Origin of the sequence: Streptomyces sp. NPDC050147 (assembly GCF_040660195.1) — a bacterium.
Classification (GTDB): domain Bacteria; phylum Actinomycetota; class Actinomycetes; order Streptomycetales; family Streptomycetaceae; genus Streptomyces.
On the sequence record NZ_JBFALJ010000016.1, the window covers coordinates 18857 to 37740 of the forward strand.

The window sequence follows — 18884 nt, forward strand, 5'->3', positions numbered from 1 at the left end:
CCCTCCCGCTACCCTCCCGTGGGCAGGTCGGTGCGCGGCGCCGTACCCAGATGCACACCCACCCTCTTGACCAGCAGCGTCATTTCGTACGCCACCAGACCTACGTCGGAGTCCGCGTCCGCGAGGACAGCGAGGCAGCTCCCGTCGCCCGCGGCCGTGACGAAGAGGAACGCGTCGTCGAGCTCGACCACGGTCTGGCGGACCCGGCCCGCCTCGAAGTGACGCCCGACGCCCTTGGCGAGGCTGTGGAAGCCGGAGGCGACAGCAGCGAGGTGTTCGCTGTCCTCCCTGGTCAGATCCTGCGATACGCCGGTGGGCAGACCGTCGCCGGAGAGCACGAGCGCCTTGCGAATGCTGGCGACTCGCTGCACCAGATCGTCGAGGAGCCAGTTCAGCTCCCTCGCTCCCCCGGGTGTGACGGTACGTGCGTCGGCCTTCGGTGCGGTCATCGACCGTCCCCCTCAGATGTCGTTCCTGGTGCTGTGCCGTCAGAGGCGTCTTCGCCCGCGGCGTTCTCTTCTCGGCCACGCTGCCAGCCACGCTGGAGCGAAGCCATCCGGCTGCGTACCTCGTCGGCGTCACGCTCCTCCGGCCTGGTCGTGGCCGGGGCCGGGTCGCGTTCCGTGCGGTGGTCCGGCCCGTCCTTCAATTGTGGGGCCAGGTTGGCCTGGCGCACACGCCGGGGCAGCCCGCCGGGTGCGGTGGTGGGAGCCGGTGCCTGGCCGACGCGGGACTCGGCCTCCGTACGCGGTGTTTCCGTACGCGGTGTTTCCGAACGTGGGGACTCCTTGCGCGAGATCTCCGTACGCGCGGACTCCGTGCGCCGGCTGCGCCTCGGGAGGTCCGGCGGGGCATCGGCCGCGGTGACGTCGCGGTGCGGCGGGGAGAGGTCGGGCCAGGCGGACTGCGGCTCGGGGCGGCGCGGCAGGTCGATGGGCTCGGCCGCGGGCCGGCCGTCGCGGTCCCGGTCCACCGCACCGCCCTGGGGGCGTCCCACGGGGGCCTGAGGGCGCTCGGGGCGTCCGGGGCGCTGCGGTGCCGCGTCCTCGTCGTCCGCCACGCCACGTGGCCTGTTGTGCGTCACGGGGCGGCCGTGGGAAGAGACCAGCTTCGGGGTTCTGCGGCGGGGCAGCTGTACGGGGTCTGCGGGGGACGTGTCGTCGCTGGGGGCGCCGAAGCCACTTCCGTTGCCGTCGCCATTGCCGCTTCCTCTGCCGCTTTCGCGTGAGGGGAGGTCATCGGGGCGGGTGGGCTCGCGTTCGCCCGTCTCGCGCTCATCGCGGGCCTGTTGGTGCTGCTCGTCGCTCTGCACCCCGGCCACGCGGCGGCGGGGGCGGAAGAGGCCGCCGCGCTCGCTGTCGGCGTCGTCGAGGTCGCCGAGCGCGCCCGGGAAGGGGTCGAGGCCCGCCATGCCGACCGGCGCCTCCAGCTCGACGGGACCGTCGAGGAGGGACGCGGGAAGACCCGGCAGCTGTACGGGGACCTGGCCGAGCGCGGCCTGCTTGTCGCCCGCGGCGTCGCGGCCCACGGCCTGCTTGGGCTGCGGGCGGTCGAGGCGGAACCCGACGCCGTTCGTGTCCGGCACGTCGTCCGTGAGCAGCGTCTCCGGGATGAACACGACGGCAGTGGTGCCGCCGTACGGAGAGGGCTGCAAGGAGACGCGTACGCGCTGGCGCTGGGCGAGGCGGCTCACCACGAAGAGGCCGAGGCGGTCGGTGTCGGAGAGCTCGAACTCCGGTGTCTCCGCCAGGCGGAGGTTGGCGTCCAGGAGGGCGTCGGCCGCCATGCCGAGGCCCCGGTCGTGGATCTCCAGGGTGAAGCCGTTCGCGACGTGCTCCCCGAGGACCTGCACCGCGGTGTGCGGGGGCGAGAACACCGTGGCGTTCTCCAGGAGTTCGGCCATCAGGTGGGTGAGGTCGGCGACCGCGGGCCCGGTGACGGCGATGCGCGGCAGGCGGCGCACCTCGATGCGTTCGTAGTCCTCGACCTCGGCGACGGCCGCGCGGACGACGTCCATGAGCTGGACGGGCTTGCGCCACTGCCGGGACGGGGCGGCGCCGGAGAGGATCACGAGGCCCTCGGCGTGCCGCCGCATGCGCGTGGTGAGGTGGTCGAGGCGGAAGAGGTCGGCGAGTTCGTCGGTGTCCTCGGTCCTGCGCTCCATGGTGTCGAGCAGGGTGAGCTGCTTGTGCAGGAGGACCTGGCTGCGCCGGGCGAGGTTGACGAAGACCTCGGAGACACCGCGGCGCAGGTCGGCCTGTTTGACGGTGGCCTCGACCGCGGCGCGCTGCAGGGTGTTGAGGGCCTGGCCGACCTGGCCGACCTCGTCCTTCTCGTACGTCAGGCGTGGTGCCTCGGTCTCCACGTCGACCTGTTCGCCCGCCGCCAGGCGGCGCAGCACGCCGGGCAGCCGGACGCCGGAGGCCTCATGGGCCTCAAGGCGCAGTCGGCGCAGGTCGCGGATGAGACTGCTGCCGACGCGCACGGACATGAAGACCGAGAACAGGAGCGCGAGCAGACCGAACACGCCCGCGACGACGACCCGCACGATCACGCCGACCGCCACCGGTTCGACGCGCTCCTGGAAGCGGTCGCCCGCCGCCTTGTCGCGCTCGGCGAGGTCCTTCAGGACCTTGCCCGAAGCGGCGTCCCAGCGCGCCGACGTGACGGCGCGCGGGGTGCCTGACGAGGATTCGACGACGGCTTTCTCGGCGGACCTGAGCTCGGTCGTCTCCGCGCCGTTCCAGTACCGCTCGTAGCCGGCGCGCTCATCCTCCGGCAGCTGGGCGAGGTTGACCTCGTACAGCAGCGTGCGCTGGGCCCTGAGGTCGGAGATCTCGCGGATCTCGGCCTTGGTGAGCCGGCGCGCGATCAGTGCGGAACCGAGCAGCGCGTCCTCACGGGACAGCAGTTCACGGGCGCGGGCCACTCCGACGAGGGCCCGGCCCTGCTGGTCCATCTCCACGTCGTCGAGACCGTGCAGGGTCATCAGGAAGCCGTAGCAGGGGTCGATCAGCTTCGTGTACATCTTCAGCGCGCCGGCGCGGGTGATCGTGCCTTCCTCGACCGTGCGGCGCAGCGCATCGATGCCCTCGAAGGAGTCGAGGAGCGAAGCGAGCCGGTCCGCCGACTCTCCGGTGACCTCGTCCCGCACGTCCGGGTGTTCCGCGTTCTCCACGACCCTGACGATCATCTCGTCGGTGGCCGTCTGGCTGCGGCGCAGCGCCGCGAGCGCGTCCGAGGCGCGGGGGTCGGCGAGATAGACGAGGGTCTGGCGACGTTCCTGCTGGACGACCCGGGCCGTGTCCTCGATCGGGTAGCCGATCTTGTCGACGACATGGGAGACGTCGATGAGGTCCTTGGCCGACTGGCCGGTGAGGTAAGTGGCGAAACCCCACATCGCGGTCAGGGAAATGAGCGGCACCAGCAGCAATGCCACGATCTTCCGGCGGATGGACTTCCCGCGAAAGCGCATGGCCTCCCCCAGATCGGCCCCCTGCGGCCGCGCTATGGCCAGGGGCACACATGTGCGTCAACAAACGGCGTGAGCCTACTACTGACACAGGAGCAACTCGAAGACACGTCCGGACGGATTTCAGCCGTGACGCAAAAAGGACGTCCCTAGTTGTCCCTCCAATTCGGGAGATTGCATCCCGCGTGTGGCACATGCCACTCGGCACAGTCACCCTTGCCGATCTATCCAGTTGGCCGGATCTCTTCGCTTTTTTGAACCGGGCGGGAATCTTCCGGTCTTCTTGTTCGTCCTTGAGTAAGGGAATTGGGGACAGCGGCACCACGGGAACGCATGCCGCCATCAGGTGGCGTAAAGCCGCGTATAACGGGCAGCCAGTGGAGGGTCGGGTCCGCCGACATCTCAGCGAACGGCCCGAGAGCATCGGGGGAGTGACGAGTTTGATGGCCACGGCAGAGCGCCAGAGGACGACCGGGGACGAGCAGGAGGCATCCGGGCGCGGGAGCGAGCACGAGGCGTCCATGGACCAGTCCGGCGAGAACCGCGAGGCCCGTGAAGACCGGGAGGCCCGCAAAGACCGGGAGGCCCGTGAAGGCGGGGAGAGCCGCGGGGAGTTGTGGGTCGAGGAACCGGCGCGCAGACGGCGCCTGCCCGATCCGGTGCGTACGGCCGCGGTGCGAGCCGTGCTCATCGTGGCGCTGACCCTCATACAGGCGATGACGGCGTTCCTGTGCACGATGGCCGGATCCTGGCTGTCCTTCCCCATGGTGCTCAGCAGCGTGGCCAGCACCGTCGTCGCCACCTGGGGCGTCCTGGACGTGTGGGTCACACGCCAGGTGTGGAACCAGCGCAACGGCGTGGTGTCGGTGCCGAGCAGCACGGCGCGTCAGTTGCGGCGCGAGCGGCGCCGGGCCCGCCGGCAGGCCCGGACGGCGGCGCGGAGCGAGGATCGCATACGGAGGCGTGGCAGGGCCGGGCAGTTGTCGCACACCTAGGGCTTCTTCTCCCACGGAGATCCGCCGGAAGGGGCCTAGGCCGCGACGGGCGCCTCCGCGAGCAGACCGCGTCGCATGCGCATGAACGGGCGCGGCCGGTCCACCGCGAGGACCGCGGTGGTCTGCCCCTCCCGCTCGTACGCGGCGAGGAAGCTGCCCTCCTCCGGTGTCCCTTCGAGGAGGCGCACGGTGTCGTCGGCGCGCCGACGCCCGGCGAACTGGATGCGGCAGCCGTACTGATCGGACCAGAAGTACGGCAGCGGGCGCACGGTCTCGGCGGTGTGCCCGGCCAGCAAGTTGCGTACGGCGACACGGGGTTGCTCCGTGGCACTCGTCCAGTGCTCGGCCCGCGCGCCGCCCACGCGTGCGACATCGCCCACCGCGACGACGTGCGGCAACCCGGTGACACAGCCGTCGTCACAGAGGACTCCGTCGCCCACGGCGAGAGTCGAGCCCGCGAGCCAGCCGGTATTGGGGACGGCACCGATGCCTACGACGACCACATCGGCGGGGAGCAGACGGCCGTCGGCCAGCTCCACCGCGCGTACGGCCCTCTCGCCGTGCAGCGCGGAGACACCGGCGCCCGTCACGAGCTCCGCTCCCCCACGCGCGTGCAGGCCGGCACAGAACGCCGCCATGTCGGCTCCCAGTTGCGGCAGGAGAGGCAGCGGGGCCGCCTCGACGACCGTCACCTCGTGCCCGAGTGCCACGCACGAGGACGCGGTCTCCGCCCCGATGAAACCGCCGCCGATCACGACCACTCGCTGCGAACCCGCGGTCAGCCGCGTGCGCAGGGCGCGGGCGTCGTCCAGGGTGCGCAGGCTGTGCACCCCCGACAGCGAGGGCCCCGGGAGCCGGCGCGCGAAGGCGCCGGTCGCGATGACCACCCCGTCGCTCGCGACGGTCCTGCCGTCCTCCAGGAGCACGGTGCGACCACGCGGGTCCAGGCCCCGGGCGCGCACCCCGAGCAGCCACTCGGCGGCGAGCTCGTCGGTCTCCTCGTCGTCGGACAGGGCGAGTTGGGCCTCGTCGGCCTTGCCGGTGAGGAAGTCTTTGGAGAGCGGCGGCCTGTCGTACGGTTGATGCGGCTCGTCACCGATGATCACGAGCCGCCCGTCGTATCCCTGGGCGCGCAGTTCGCGCGCCGCGTAGAGCCCGGCGAGCGAGGCGCCCACCACGGTGATGGTCCTCATGCGGCGGAACCCTCCTCGGCCACGAGGTGGACATGGATCGTGCCGTCGTCGACGCTCACCCGATGGGTGCGCACGGCGCGGCGGGCGGGCAGGCAGGTCGGCCGCCCGGTACGGAGATCGAACGAGGCGGCATGGAGCGGGCATTCGACCAGACAGCCCTCGAGCCACCCCTCGGAGAGAGAGGCGTCCTGGTGGCTACAGGTGTCGTCGATGGCGTAGATCTCGCCATCGGCGTTGAACACCGCGACGGGAGGTGTGGTGTCGACGCGGACGGATTCGCCCGCGGGGAGGTCTTCAAGGCGGCAGACGGGAATCATGGGCCCCCCTCTTGATCTCTCTCGGCCGGCCCTGACCCCTTCTCGGCCCAGGACCCTTCGGTAACATGACGTTTCGCATGGCGCACCAGAACGCGCTATACGCAACAGACTCCGGCCGGGAAGCCCACCGCGTCAAGGGCTTCCCGTAGATGCGGCTCCAACGAGCCGCGAGGTGGTGAGAGTTGAGATATGACCGGCACGCGGAAACAGCCTGATCACAACGAGGAGCCGCGCGAGGACCGCCCCGAAGACCGACCCGAGTCCCGCGAGAAGCAGCCGAAGGGCGCACCGGGATCCGTCCAGTCAGTGGACCGCGCGGTCAGCGTCCTGGAGATACTCGCCCGGCTCGGCGAGGCCGGGGTCACCGAGATCGCCGACGAGCTGGGGGTGCACAAGTCGACGGCCTTCCGACTGCTCGGCGTCCTGGAGAACCGAGGCCTCGTGGGCCAGGCCAAGGACCGCGGGAAGTACTTCCTGGGGGCCGGCGTACTGCGCCTCGCGGGGGCGGCGGCAGTGCGTCTGGACATCTCCCAGGAGGGCGGCCCGGTCTGCCGCGACCTCGCCGACGAACTGGGCGAGACGGTCAACATCGCGATCCTGGACGACGACGCCGCGGTCAACATCATGCAGGCGCGCGGCCCGGCGTCCGTGACCGCGCAGAACTGGCTGGGCAGGCGCACGCCGCTGCACGCCACCTCCAGCGGCAAGATCCTCCTCGCTCATCTGCCGACGACGCTGCGCGAGGGCCTGATCGCGCGGACGCTGCCGCGCCTGACCGATCACACGGTGACCGGGACGGTGGCGCTGCGCGGCGAGTTGGAGGCCGTCGTCGACCAGGGGTTCGCCATCGCGGTGGAGGAACTCGAGGTGGGCCTGGCGGCCGTCGCCGCACCGGTGCGCGCGCACGACGGCAAGGTGATCGGGGCGCTCAGCGCGTCGGGGCCCGTGTACCGCCTGACCGAGGACCGCCTCACCGAGCACGCCAAGCGCACGGTCGCGGCGGCCGTGGAGCTGTCGCGGCGCATGGGCTACGGATTCTGAGGGACCGCCGCCAGACGCCCGGCACGAGGGCGGAGTCAGGGATTCCTGGCTCCGCCCTCGTTGCGTGTCGACGGTGTCTCGCCGTGCCCAGCCGATTTGCCAAGGGTTAACTCCCACCCCTTGACGGCCTCTTGATGGCGTTCCCAGTATGTCTCTCATAGCGCAACCCGTCGTGCAGTGCGCAACAGCAGAGGAGTCTGGTCGTGCCACACGAGGTCCGTGCCGTCGTCGCCGTGAAAAAGGGCGCACCCGTCGAGGTGCAGACGATCGTCGTGCCAGATCCCGGACCGGGAGAGGTACTTGTCTCCGTGCAGGCCTGCGGGGTCTGCCACACGGATCTGCACTACCGGGAAGGCGCGATCAACGACGACTTCCCGTTCCTGCTCGGCCATGAGGCAGCGGGCACCATCGAGGCGATCGGCACCGATGTCGCCGACCTCGCCCCCGGCGACTACGTGGTGCTCGCCTGGCGCGCACCCTGCGGCGCCTGCCGCTCCTGCCTGCGCGGCCGCCCCTGGTACTGCTTCGACTCACGCAACGCCGCCCAGCCCATGACCCTCCTGGACGGCACCCCCCTGAGCCCCGCCCTGGGCATCGGCGCCTTCGCCGAGAAGACCCTGGTCGCCGCCGGGCAGGCGGTGAAGGTCGACCCGGCTGCCCGCCCCGAGGCTGCCGGCCTCATCGGCTGCGGAGTGATGGCGGGCTACGGGGCCGCGGTGAACACCGGGCAGGTGGGCCGCGGCGACACCGTGGCCGTCATCGGTTGCGGCGGTGTGGGCAACGCCGCCATCGCGGGTGCCTCGCTGGCGGGCGCGCGCCGCGTGATCGCCGTCGACATCGACGAGGCCAAGCTCGACGGCGCGACCCGGTTCGGTGCCACGCACACCGTCAACTCCCGCGGCACGGACCCGGTCGAGGCGGTCCGGGAACTCACCGGCGGCTTCGGGGTGGACGTCGCGATCGACGCGGTCGGCACCCCGTCGACGTACAAGCAGGCCTTCTACATGCGTGATCACGCGGGTGTCCTCGTGCAGGTCGGAGTGCCCGACCCGGAGATGGAGATCGACCTGCCGCTGATCGACCTGTTCTCGCGCGGCGGCGCCCTCAAGTCCTCCTGGTACGGCGACTGCCTGCCGACCCGGGACTTCCCGATCCTCGTCGACCAGTACCTCAGCCGCCGGCTCGACCTCGGCGGCTTCGTCTCGGAGACCATCACGCTCGACCAGGTCGAGGAGGCCTTCGGCAGGATGCACCGCGGTGAGGTGCTGCGTTCGGTGGTGGTCCTGTGAACGACACGTCCGCGCCCGGCGGCCGGGAGCCCCGGCAGCCCCGCGAGCCGCAGCCGCCCCCCGAGCCCCGCCCGCCCCGCGTCGTCGTCATCGGCGCCGGCATCGTCGGCTGCTCGCTGGCCGACGAGCTGACCGTCCGCGGCTGGACCGACGTCACGGTCCTCGAACAGGGGCCGCTGCCCGCCCCCGGCGGCTCGACCTCGCACGCCCCCGGCCTCGTCTTCCAGACCGGTCCGTCCAAGACCCTGACCGCCTTCGCGACGTACACGGTGGAGAAGTTCGGGGCCCTGGAAGTGGACGGCCTGTCCTGCTTCAACCCGGTCGGCGGCATCGAACTCGCGACCACGCCCGAGCGCTGGGCCGACCTGCACCGCAAGGCCGGGTACGCCGCCTCCTGGGGCATCCGCGCGGAGCTGGTCGGTCCGGCCCGGTGCAAGGAGATGTGGCCGCTCATCGACGAGAGCAAGGTCCTCGGCGGCCTGCACACCCCCGACGACGGCCTCGCCCGCGCCGTGCTCGCCTGCCGCGCGCAGATCGAGCGGGCACGCGCGCGTGGCGCGCGTTTCCTCGACCGGCACACCGTGACCGGCATAGAGCAGGAGGACGGACGCGTCACCGCCGTCGTCACCGACCGAGGCACGTTCCCCGCCGACCACGTCGTGTCGGCGGCGGGCTTCTGGGGGCCGGTGATCGGTCGCATGGCCGGGGTCGACATCCCCCTCCTCCCCCTCGCCCACCAGTACGCCAAGACCGAGCCGCTCCCCGAGCTCGCGGGCGTCAACGACCCGCGCACGGAAGCCTCGAAGCCGATCCTCCGCTTCCAGGACCGCGATCTGTACTTCCGGGAGCACACCGACCGCATCGGCATCGGTTCGTACGCCCACCGGCCACTACCTGTCGACGCGTTCACGGTCCCGGCGTACGACGACGTGACGACGGAGATGCCGTCCTCGTACCCCTTCACCGAGGAGGATTTCGCGCCCAGTTGGGAGGAGTGCGGGTGGCTGCTGCCTTCGCTGCGCGGCGCCGGCGTCGCGGAGGGCTTCAACGGCGTCTTCTCCTTCACCCCGGACGGGATGCCGGTCCTCGGTGAGTCCCGTACGCTGCGCGGCTTCTGGCTGGCCGAGGCGGTGTGGGTGACGCACTCCGCGGGGGTGGCCAAGGCGGTCGCCGAGTGGATGATCGACGGGCGGCCCTCCGTCGACGTACACGACTGCGACCTCACCCGCTTCGACGACGCCCAGCGCTCTCCCGCGTACGTCGCCGACCGCGGTGCCCAGCAGTTCGTCGAGGTCTACGACGTCCTGCACCCCCTTCAGCCGATGGAACGGCCCAGGCCGCTGCGCGTCAGCCCCTTCTACGCCCGGCAGCAGGAGTTGGGCGCCATCTTCCTGGAGGGCGGCGGCTGGGAGCGCCCGCACTGGTACGAGGCGAACGCCCCGCTCCTCACGGACGTCGAGGTCCCCGAACGCGACGCCTGGTCGGCCCGCCACTGGTCCCCGATCGCGGCCGCCGAGGCGAAGGCGACCCGCGAGAAGGTCGCCCTCTACGACATGACTCCCCTGCGCCGTCTGGAGGTGTCAGGACCCGGTGCGCTCGCCTTCCTGCAGCGCATGACCTCCAACAACCTGGCGAAGAAGCCCGGCGCGGTGACGTACACCCTGCTCCTCGACGAGGCGGGCGGCATCCGCTCCGACCTCACCGTGGCCCGGCTCGCCCCGGACCGCTTCCAGGTCGGCGCCAACAGCCCGGCCGATCTAGACTGGCTGCTGCGCCACGCCCCCGACGACGTGCACCTGCGGGACATCACAGCGGGCACCTGTTGCATCGGCGTCTGGGGCCCGCTCGCCCGAGACCTCGTCCAACCACTCACCCGGGACGACTTCTCGCACGAGGCGTTCGGCTATTTCCGGGCCAAGGAGACATACATCGGGCATGTCCCGGTGACGGCGATGCGTCTGTCGTACGTCGGTGAGCTGGGCTGGGAGCTCTACACGAGCGCCGACACCGGGCTCCGGCTCTGGGACACCCTCTGGCAGGCGGGGCAGGAACACGGCGTGATCGCGGCCGGGCGTTCGGCGTTCAACAGCCTGCGCCTGGAGAAGGGGTACCGCGCCTGGGGGCAGGACATGACCACCGAACACAACCCGTACGAGGCGGGTGTCGGCTTCGCGGTCCGCATGGACCGTGGCGACTTCGTGGGCCGGGCGGCGCTCGAACGGCTCGGCTCCCGCGACGGCCGGAGCGCACGGAAGCTCACCGCTCTCCTGCTCGACGATCCGGCGGCCGTGGTCCTCGGCAAGGAGCCCGTCTACGTCGACGGGGTACCGGCCGGGTACGTCACCAGCGCCTCGTACGGCTACACGCTGGGCCGTTGCGTCGCCTACGCGTGGCTGCCGGTGCTGGAGACGGGCGCGGGCGTGCACATCGAGTACTTCGGCGAGAAGGTGCCCGCGACGGTCGCCGAAGAGCCGCTGTTCGACCCGAAGATGACCCGCATCCGCCGCTAGAGGCCCGTCGGTTTCAGCTCCGGCTGTTCCGGCTCTGCGCTGTTCTGTTCTGTTCTGTTCTGTTCTGTTCTGGAGGAAGCTCCGTGTCCCCCACCTATGACGTCATCGTGATCGGCCTCGGCGGCATGGGCAGCGCCGCCGCCCACCATCTTTCCGCGCGCGGCGCCCGTGTCCTCGGCCTGGAGAAGTTCGGTCCCGTCCACAACCGCGGCTCCAGCCACGGCGGTTCGCGCATCACCCGGCAGTCCTACTTCGAGGACCCCGCGTACGTCCCGCTGCTCCTTCGCTCGCACGAGCTGTACGCGCGCCTGGAGCGCGACACCGGCCGCGAGATCGCCACCCTGTGCGGCGGCGTGATGGTCGGCCGCCCCGAGAGCCGCACCGTCTCCGGTTCGCTGCTCTCCGCGCGGCAGTGGGACCTCCCCCACGAGATGCTCGACGCCCCCGAGATACGCCGCCGCTTCCCGACGCTCAGCCCGCGCGACGACGAAGTCGCGCTGTACGAGTCACGGGCCGGGCTCGTCCGCCCCGAGAACACCGTCGCCGCCCATCTGCAGCTCGCCACGCGGCAGGGCGCCGACCTGCACTTCGAGGAACCGATGACGCGCTGGGAGCCGTGTCGGGACGGCGTCCGCGTGCACACTCCCGAAGACGCCTACACCGCTGGTCAGTTGGTCATCTGTCCCGGGGCTTGGGCGCCGCAGCTCCTGACCGACATCGGGGTGCCGTTCACCATCGAGCGGCAGGTCATGTACTGGTTCCAGCCGACCGGCGGTGTGCGGCCCTTCCTTCCGCAAAACCACCCGATCTACATCTGGGAGGACGCGGACGACATCCAGGTCTACGGCTTCCCGGCCATCGACGGGCCCGACCTGGGCGCCAAGGTCGCCTTCTTCCGCAAGGGCACGCCTTGCACGCCCGAGAACATCGAGCGCACGGTCCACGAGCACGAGGTCGCCGCGATGGCGGAGCACATGGCAGGTCACATCCCCTCCCTGCCCGGGCAGTTCCTCAAGGCGGCGACCTGCATGTACTCCAACTCACCCGACGAGCACTTCGTCATCGCCCGCCACCCGGCCCACCCGGACTCGGTCACCGTGGCCGCCGGGTTCTCCGGGCACGGCTTCAAGTTCGTGCCGGTCGTCGGCGAGATCGTCGCCGATCTGGCGCTGCGGGGCACCACCGAACACCCCATCGAACTCTTCGATCCCAGCCGCCTGGCCGCCGCGCCCGCTTGAGGAGCACGCCACCGTGACGACGACCCCCGAGGCCCCGTCCGCAGCCAGCCTGATGTCCACGCTGCCGGGCCACTTCTACACCGACCCCGAGATCTTCCGGCAGGAACAGGAACGCGTCTTCGAATCGCTCTGGTTCTGCGCGGTGCGCGCCGCCGACCTCGACAAACCCGGCGCCTTCCGCACCGTCCAGATCGGCCGCGAGAGCGTCCTTGTCACACGCTCGCGCTCCGGTGAGCTGCGCGCCTTCCTCAACATCTGCCGGCACCGCGGCGCCCGGCTGTGCACGCAGGAGTCCGGCGAGGTGCGCCGCGCGCTTCAATGCCCTTACCACGCGTGGACCTACGATCTCGACGGCAAGCTGATCGCCGCGCCGAACCTGGTGAAGATGCCCGACGTCGACCGCACCGCGTACGGCCTGGTCAAGGTCGCGCTGCGGGAGTGGCTGGGCTACGCCTGGGTGTGCCTGGCCGACGAACCGCCGTCCTTCGAGGAGACCGTCGTCGGCGCGGCCGTGGAGCGCCTGGGCGACGCGGCGTCCATCGAGCGCTACGGAACCGAGCGGCTCGCCCTCGGCAAACGCGTCACGTACGACGTGCGCGCCAACTGGAAGCTGATCGTCGAGAACTTCATGGAGTGCTACCACTGCGCGACCATCCACCCCGAACTGACCGATGTGCTGCCGGAGTTCACGGACGGGTTCGCCGCCCAGTACTACGTCGGGCACGGCGCCTCGTTCGGTGAGGAGGTCGCTGGATTCACCGTCGACGGCAGCGCGGGCTTCGACCGCCTCCCCGAGGTCGCCGAGGACCAGGACCGCCGCTACTACGCGATCACGATCAAGCCGACCGTCTTCATCAACCTCGTCCCGGACCATGTGATCCTGCACCGGATGTTCCCGCTGGCCGAGGACCGCACGGTCGTCGAGTGCGACTGGCTGTACGCACCCGAGGTGGTCGCGTCCGGCGTCGACCTCGCCAAGTCCGTGGAGCTCTTCCACCGGGTCAACGAACAGGACTTCGAGGCCTGCGAGCGCACCCAGCCCGCGATGGCGTCACGCGCCTATCGCGGGGGCGGGGTGCTCGTACCGACCGAGCATCACATCGGCCTCTTCCATGAGTGGCTGGCCGGCCTGCTGGGCTAAGCCGTGGGGGCCGGGCGCTTGTACATGCGTGTCGCCGTGATCTCCCCGTGCACGGTCTCCTCGGCCGGGTCCTGCTGCGGCAGCCCCGGCCGCAGGTGCTCCTCGACGCTGATGTACTTCAGTCCCGCACGCAGGTCCGCGTCGTTTCGCAACCGGATGACCAGCGGGAACTCCGCGAGCGCTGTCGTGTCGAACAGACCGGTGGTGTACAGCAGCTGCACACCGAGCGCGTCCGACACGGCCCGCTGGAGCTCCAGGAGGTAGGTGGCGTTGGCGCGGCCGATGGGGTTGTCCAGGAAGAGCGTGCCGGCGTGCCGGTGCTTGTCACGGCCCCGGTCGTTGCTGCGCAGGGCGGCCATCGTGCAGTACAGGGCGATGGCCGCGGTGAGCAGCTGACCGCCGGAGAAGACGTCGCCCATCTGACCGACCGGCACCCGCTCGGCGCGCAGCACGGCGTCCGGCTTGAGGATCTCCACCGCGATGCCGCGCGGCTCGAGGGCGGCCTGGACTCCGCGCAGCAGCAGGGACATTCCGTCCCGCCGCATGTCGGAGTTCTTCTTGACCGCGGCCCGCGTCGCCTCGTCGATGACCTCGCCGAGGCGCTCGGTCAGCGTCGCCTGGTCGGGCTCGTCGAAGCGGACGCGCAGGAACTCCTGGCCCGACCACTCCCCCAGGCCCTCGGGCAGCTGCGAGAGGCGCTGCGCCGAGCGGAGCGTGGCCAGCGAGGACTCCACGAGGCCGCGCAGGCGGTCCACGATGCTGTCGCGGTTGCGCTCCAACTGCTCCAGCTCGTCGGTGAGCACACGCAGCCGGGGCGCGAAGGCGTCGGCCCACTTCTTGGCGTGCTCCGGCAGCGCGGAGGCGGGCAGTTCGCGGATCTGCTGGCGGGCGGGGGTGCGCACCTGCTCGTAGCGGGTGGAGTTCGCGTGCCGTACGAGGATGTCACTGGCCTCGCGGACGGCGGCCTCGGCAGTGGAGAGGTCGGCGGCGCAGCCGCGCAGGGAGCGCCGGGCCTCGGACGCGGCGTTGCGGGCCTCTTCGAGGGAGCCGGGGTAGGGCTCGGGCTCCTCGGTCGCTTCCTCTTCGTGGTGCTGCTCGCGCAGCAGGTCGCGCAGGAGGGCTGCCGTCTCGTCGAAACCGCCGGCGGCGTCCTCGGTGGCGCGCTGGGCCTGCAGGAGGGTGGCGTGCGCGTCCTTGGCCTGGCTCAGCGCATCGGTGCGGGAGGCCAGTTCGGCGGTGGCGGTGCGCAGGAGGGCCTGCGCGTGCTCGGCGTCGGCGGGGACGAGCTCTTCGGGGAGCTCGGTGTGCGCTTCGGCGTCGTCCTGGGGGGCGAGCCGCTCTGCCTCGCCGCGGAGCCTGCCGAGCTGCTCGCTCGCGGCGGACGCCCGGGTCTCGATGAGCTGGACCTGGGCCTCGGCGCGCGCGGACGCGGCCTGCCGGGAGGGGCCGTCGGAGCCGTCCGTGCCCTCCAGGAGGGAGGCGGCGCGGGTGCGGACCTTGTTGCTGAGCCGGTCCAGCTCGGCGAGGGCGCTGCTCTCGTCGCTCTCGGCGCGGGCCTGTTCGGCGCGCAGGTCCGCGCCGACGCCGACCTTCTCGTAGAGCTGGGACGCCGCGCGGTAGGCCTCGCGGAGTGCGGGCAGCGACGCCTTGGGGGCGCCGGTGTCCTCGGGAACGTCCTCGGGAGCGCCCGCGATCTCGGCGCGCTCGGCGCGCAGGGCACGGGCGGTGCGGCGGGCGTCGTCGGCGGCGCGCTGGGCGGCGCGCCGGTCCTCGTCCGCGGCGCGGGCCCGGTCCAGGCAGGTCTGGGCGCGGGCCTCCGACTCGACGGCGTCATCGGCGAGTTCACGCAGCTTGGTCTGCCAGCTCGCGCGCTCGCGCAGGCGGAACGCGAGGCCCGCGAGTGCGTCGGCGACGCGCCGCGCGCGCTGGGCGGCCTCCTGCCGCTCGTCACGCGCGCGTGCCGCTTCGGCAGCCGCCTCGTCGGCCTCGGCCCGGACCATACGCGCCTCGGCGAGTTCGGCCTCGGCCTCTTCGGCGAAGGCGCGGGCGCTGCGCGCTGCGGCGGCGAGCTCTTCGATGCGTCCGGCCGGGCAGCCGCCGCGCCAGGAGGCGAGCCGCGCGGCGAGCTCGCGGTCCTTGGCGAGGCGCACGGCGAGCGCCCGGATCTCCTCGTCGCGCCGCGCCGCACGTGCGCGCAGCGCCTGCCGCTCCTCGTCGGCGGCGTGTTCGTCGTGCATGGCGGGGTTCGGCGGTACGAGGAAGACGTCGCCGCCTTGTGCGTCCTCACCGGGGGTCGGGGCGAGGAGGGCGGCCGCGGTGCCGACGGCGACGGCGGAGCGGGGCAGCAGGGCGGCGCCGGCGAGGGCTTCGCGGGCCCGTGCGTGGGTGGCGGGGTCGGTGATGACGACTCCGTCGACCAGCTCGGGCCGGGCGGCGAGCACGCGCGCGTGGTCGGTGGGGTCGACGGCCTGCGCGAGGTAGCGCCAGCCGGGCAGCGCGGGGATGCCGTGCTCGCCGAGGAACTCGACGGTGGCCAGGACGTCGGGGCCCGGCGGAAGAAGTCCGCCGTCGCCGAGGGCGCCCAGGATGCGGGAGTCGTCGGCGGCGGCGGTCCGGAGCTCGAAGAGCTGCCGCTCGGCGGATGCGACCCCGTCTTCGAGGAGGGTGCGGAGGTCGTCGGCGCTGCGGTCGAGCTCGGTCAGGGAGAGCGGGCCTTCGCTCAGCGTGCGGGTGGCGGTGGCGGCCTTGGTGACCTTGGTGGCGTTCGCGTCCTCGCGGTCGCTGCCGGTGCCCGTCTGCGCCGCCCCCTGGCGAGGCTGCGGCACCCCGCCCTGGGAGCTCGCCCCCGGCAGACCGAGCAGCTCGGCGAGGCGCTCGTCCCCGGCGATCGACTCCGCCGCACGGCGTTCCGCGTCGTACGCGTGCTCGGCCGCGTCCGCGGCGTCCGACGCGCGGGCCGCGGTGAGTTCGGCGCGGGCCTCGGCGGCGGCTGCCTCCTTGGCGTGCTCGGTGGCGCGCAGGGAGGTCTCGCGGGCGGCGTCCCAGGCGGCCGCCGCCGACTTCTCGGCGTCGCTCGCGGCCAGCGCGGCGCGCGCCGGGTCGGCGTCCGGTGCGGTGTCGTCCAGCCAGCCCGCGCGGACCGCTTCCGCGGTCTCCTGCTCGACCTCGGAGAGGCGCTGGCGCAGGTGCCCCGCCTCGCTGCGGGCACGCTGTGCCTCGGTCGCGGCGACGGTGGCGTCGCGGTGGGCGGCCTCGCCGGTCTCCTGGAGGGCGGCGGAGCGCTCCTCCTCCTCGTTGGCGAGCGACTCGGCGCCCTCGGCCGCGGTGTGCAGGACCCGGACGAGGTCGGCCGCCGCCTTGGAGCGGGCGGCGAGCGCGGGCGCCGCGTCCCGCTCGGCCTCCAGGATCGCGGAGGCCACGCGCGCGGAGCGGTCGGCGGCCGCGCGGTGGCGCAGGACGGCCTCGGCTGCCTGCCAGGCGGAGTGCAGCTGACGCGCGTCGGCCAGCTCCCGGCGCTGGGCGGCGGCGGCCTTCTCCGCGACGGTGAGCGCCAAGGAGGCGTGCCGGAAGGCGAGTTCGGCGGAGATCAGGGCGGACCTGCCGCGCGCCTCCTCCGCCGTGGTGACGGTCTGCGCGGCGGCGGTGACGCGCTCGGCGAGGTCCCCCGCGCGGCTCCGTTCTGCGACGGCGCGCGCGGAGAGGCGACGGGCGAGCGTACGGGTGCGGCGCTCGGCGCCCGCGTGCACGTCACGTGCACGCGCGCGTGTGTCGGCGGCGTCGACGATCCGGCCGAGCAGGTCGACGGAGCCCGCGGTGAAGTCCCGCTCGGCGATGAGTTCGGAGCGGCGGCCCAGCTTGTTGCCGAAGCCGTGGACGAGGTCGGCCAGGCCGTCCGTGTCGCGCGTGTCCGTGACGGCGCGCAGCAGCAGGTCGGTGAAGTCGGAGTCCTTCTTGACGGCGAAGAGGCCCGCGGCCTCGCCCTCGTCGGCGTTCATCTCCCGCTGGTAGCGGAAGAGTTCGGGGTCCAGGCCCAGGTCGCCGAGGTGTTCGTTCCAGCGGTCGTGGATCTCCTCCCAGTGCACTTCGAGGTGGGGGTACGCCTTGCCCGCCTCGGTCAGCGCGTCACGGAAGCCCTTCATGGTGCGCCGCCGCCCCTGGGCGCCCGACGCGCCTTCCACGGACGGCCGTACGGCGGACGACTCGGCGACCGGCAGCGAGTCCAGGCTCATGCCGGGTCCGGGACGGAAGGAGTACCACGCCTCGGCGAACTTCCGCGGGTCGTTGGAGACCTGCCGCCCGCGCCATTCGCTGACCTTGCCGACCACGACGCACTCGCCGGTCAGGGTGTGCTGCCACTCCAGGGCGACGTGGCCGCAGTCGTCGGCGAGCAGGAACTTGCGCAGCACTCCGGAGCTCGCGCCGCCCAGCGTGTTCCGGTGGCCCGGCAGCATCACGGAGAAGATCAGCTTGAGCAGGACGGACTTGCCGCCGCCGTTCTCCAGGAAGAGCACGCCCGCGGGCGCCGGGCGGCGCGGAGGGCCGACCGGCTCGTCCTCGAAGAACTCCGCCTGGGCGGGCGCGGGGTCGGGCACCTCCGCGCCGACGCCGCGCAGGTCAAGCACGGTGTCGGCGTAGCGCGCACCGGCTGGGCCGATGGAGTAGAGGCGGACCCGGGACAGCTCGTACATGGCGGCGGACTCTCGTCGTAAGTCGTGGGGAACAGCGGGGATGTGGGGGCGGGGCGAGAGGCTTCAGGAGTGGAAGGGCAGCCCCGCGTCGGCGGCCAGCTCCAGATCGTCGGTCTCTTCGGGGGGCAACAGGGTCGCGGACCCGTCCGTGACGGGCACGATGCCGAGCTCCAGGAGTTCGGCCATGGCGGCGCCGCCCGCCATGTCGCGCACCTGCAGCTGATAGCGGGCGGTGGTGCGGTACGTGCCGCCGGAGTCGTCGCCCGTGCGCTGCAGGAACCCGGAGTCGGTGAGGAACGCGACGGCCTTGCCGATGATTCCGGTGGTCGACCCGGCGAGGCGGCGGGCGTCCTTGGTGGCGCCCGTCGAGCTGCGCCGTGCCCAGATCCGCCAGGCGGCCTCCAGGCCGGGGGTGTCGGTCTCGGGGTCGGTGTTCTCGCCCTGCTCCTCGGCGCGCTCCTCCAGGCGGTGGCAGGCCTGTCGTACGAAGGCGTCGACCCCATTGACCGTCACCCGCCCGATGTATCCGTCGTCGGCGAGGTCCTCCGGGCGTGGGAACGCCAGGGCGGCGACGGCGAGATGGGCGAGGCCGTGCAGGAAGCGGTCGGTGGAGTCGGCGGCCGTACGGCGTGCGTAGTCGCCCATGCGGACGGCGAACACGGAGTCCTCGGCAGCCGTCACGGCCATTCCCGCGCGCGGGGACACCTCGAGGACGACGAGCCCGAGCCCGGCGGCGACGGCGTCGGCGAGCCGCGCGAACGACGGGTCCTCGCGGTACCGGCGCAGCAGCTCGGCGTACTCCTGGTCGCGTGCGGGCTGGAGCTTGGGCTGGAGTCCGAAGGCGACGAGCCGCGCGGCGTCGGCGGCGTCGGCCGGGGTGATGGGGGCGGTCGCCGCGGGCGCCGCCGTCGCGTCCGGCTCGCCCCACGCGGCGTGCTCTGCGGGGTGCTCGGTCACGGTTGGTGCTCCTTGCGGCGGTTGAGCGGGAGGGGGTGGCAGG

The 18884-nt window shown here is 72.2% G+C and carries 12 protein-coding genes; 6 read left to right on the top strand and 6 right to left on the bottom strand.

The genetic code is table 11. The features are described 5' to 3' along the window. Window positions 1–8: 8 nt before the first annotated feature. Window positions 9–449 (bottom strand): roadblock/LC7 domain-containing protein, encoded by a 441-nt coding sequence (locus AB0I94_RS23785; RefSeq protein ID WP_363311635.1) that lies wholly within the window; start codon window positions 447–449, stop codon window positions 9–11. Continuing rightward, on the bottom strand, window positions 446–3475 hold the full coding sequence (locus tag AB0I94_RS23790) for a nitrate- and nitrite sensing domain-containing protein (protein ID WP_363311636.1): 3030 nt from the start codon (window positions 3473–3475) through the stop codon (window positions 446–448). Before AB0I94_RS23790 ends, AB0I94_RS23785 begins: the two co-directional genes overlap by 4 nt. Before the next feature lie 440 nt (window positions 3476–3915). On the opposite strand from AB0I94_RS23790, the gene AB0I94_RS23795 reads away from it, so the two are divergent. Then, window positions 3916–4467, top strand: coding sequence for a hypothetical protein (locus AB0I94_RS23795; protein WP_363311637.1), 552 nt, complete (start codon window positions 3916–3918; stop codon window positions 4465–4467). Between the two features lie 35 nt (window positions 4468–4502). Here AB0I94_RS23795 and AB0I94_RS23800 read toward each other — a convergent pair whose 3' ends face one another. Continuing rightward, window positions 4503–5660 (bottom strand): FAD-dependent oxidoreductase, encoded by a 1158-nt coding sequence (locus tag AB0I94_RS23800; protein WP_363311638.1) that lies wholly within the window; start codon window positions 5658–5660, stop codon window positions 4503–4505. Then, complete coding sequence (locus tag AB0I94_RS23805) at window positions 5657–5977, bottom strand: bifunctional 3-phenylpropionate/cinnamic acid dioxygenase ferredoxin subunit (protein WP_363211107.1); 321 nt, start codon at window positions 5975–5977, stop codon at window positions 5657–5659. The genes AB0I94_RS23800 and AB0I94_RS23805 overlap by 4 nt, the downstream gene beginning before the upstream one ends. Window positions 5978–6166: 189 nt before the next feature. On the opposite strand from AB0I94_RS23805, the gene AB0I94_RS23810 reads away from it, so the two are divergent. The 5 genes from AB0I94_RS23810 to AB0I94_RS23830 all read left to right on the top strand — a co-directional run bounded on the left by AB0I94_RS23810 (window position 6167) and on the right by AB0I94_RS23830 (window position 13196). Then, window positions 6167–7018 (top strand): IclR family transcriptional regulator, encoded by an 852-nt coding sequence (locus AB0I94_RS23810; RefSeq protein WP_363311639.1) that lies wholly within the window; start codon window positions 6167–6169, stop codon window positions 7016–7018. Between the two features lie 203 nt (window positions 7019–7221). Continuing rightward, the gene (locus tag AB0I94_RS23815) at window positions 7222–8307 is read left to right on the top strand and encodes an S-(hydroxymethyl)mycothiol dehydrogenase (RefSeq protein ID WP_363311641.1); all 1086 of its coding nucleotides are present in this window, start codon (window positions 7222–7224) and stop codon (window positions 8305–8307) included. A gap of 89 nt (window positions 8308–8396) precedes the next feature. Next, the gene (locus AB0I94_RS23820) at window positions 8397–10817 is read left to right on the top strand and encodes an FAD-dependent oxidoreductase (protein ID WP_363311782.1); all 2421 of its coding nucleotides are present in this window, start codon (window positions 8397–8399) and stop codon (window positions 10815–10817) included. A gap of 83 nt (window positions 10818–10900) precedes the next feature. Next, the gene (gene solA, locus AB0I94_RS23825) at window positions 10901–12055 is read left to right on the top strand and encodes an N-methyl-L-tryptophan oxidase (protein ID WP_363311642.1); all 1155 of its coding nucleotides are present in this window, start codon (window positions 10901–10903) and stop codon (window positions 12053–12055) included. A 13-nt stretch (window positions 12056–12068) separates the two neighbouring features. Continuing rightward, the gene (locus AB0I94_RS23830) at window positions 12069–13196 is read left to right on the top strand and encodes an aromatic ring-hydroxylating dioxygenase subunit alpha (protein ID WP_363311643.1); all 1128 of its coding nucleotides are present in this window, start codon (window positions 12069–12071) and stop codon (window positions 13194–13196) included. On the opposite strand, the gene AB0I94_RS23835 is transcribed toward AB0I94_RS23830, so the two are convergent. Both AB0I94_RS23835 and AB0I94_RS23840 read right to left on the bottom strand, forming a co-directional pair. Further along, window positions 13193–17884: a hypothetical protein gene (locus AB0I94_RS23835; protein ID WP_363311644.1), complete on the bottom strand. Its 4692-nt coding sequence runs from the start codon at window positions 17882–17884 to the stop codon at window positions 13193–13195. The two genes, AB0I94_RS23830 and AB0I94_RS23835, sit on opposite strands and share 4 nt — an antisense overlap. 63 nt (window positions 17885–17947) lie before the next feature. Next, window positions 17948–18841, bottom strand: a complete 894-nt coding sequence (locus tag AB0I94_RS23840) for a hypothetical protein (protein ID WP_363311645.1) — start codon at window positions 18839–18841, stop codon at window positions 17948–17950. Between the last annotated feature and the right edge of the window lie 43 nt (window positions 18842–18884).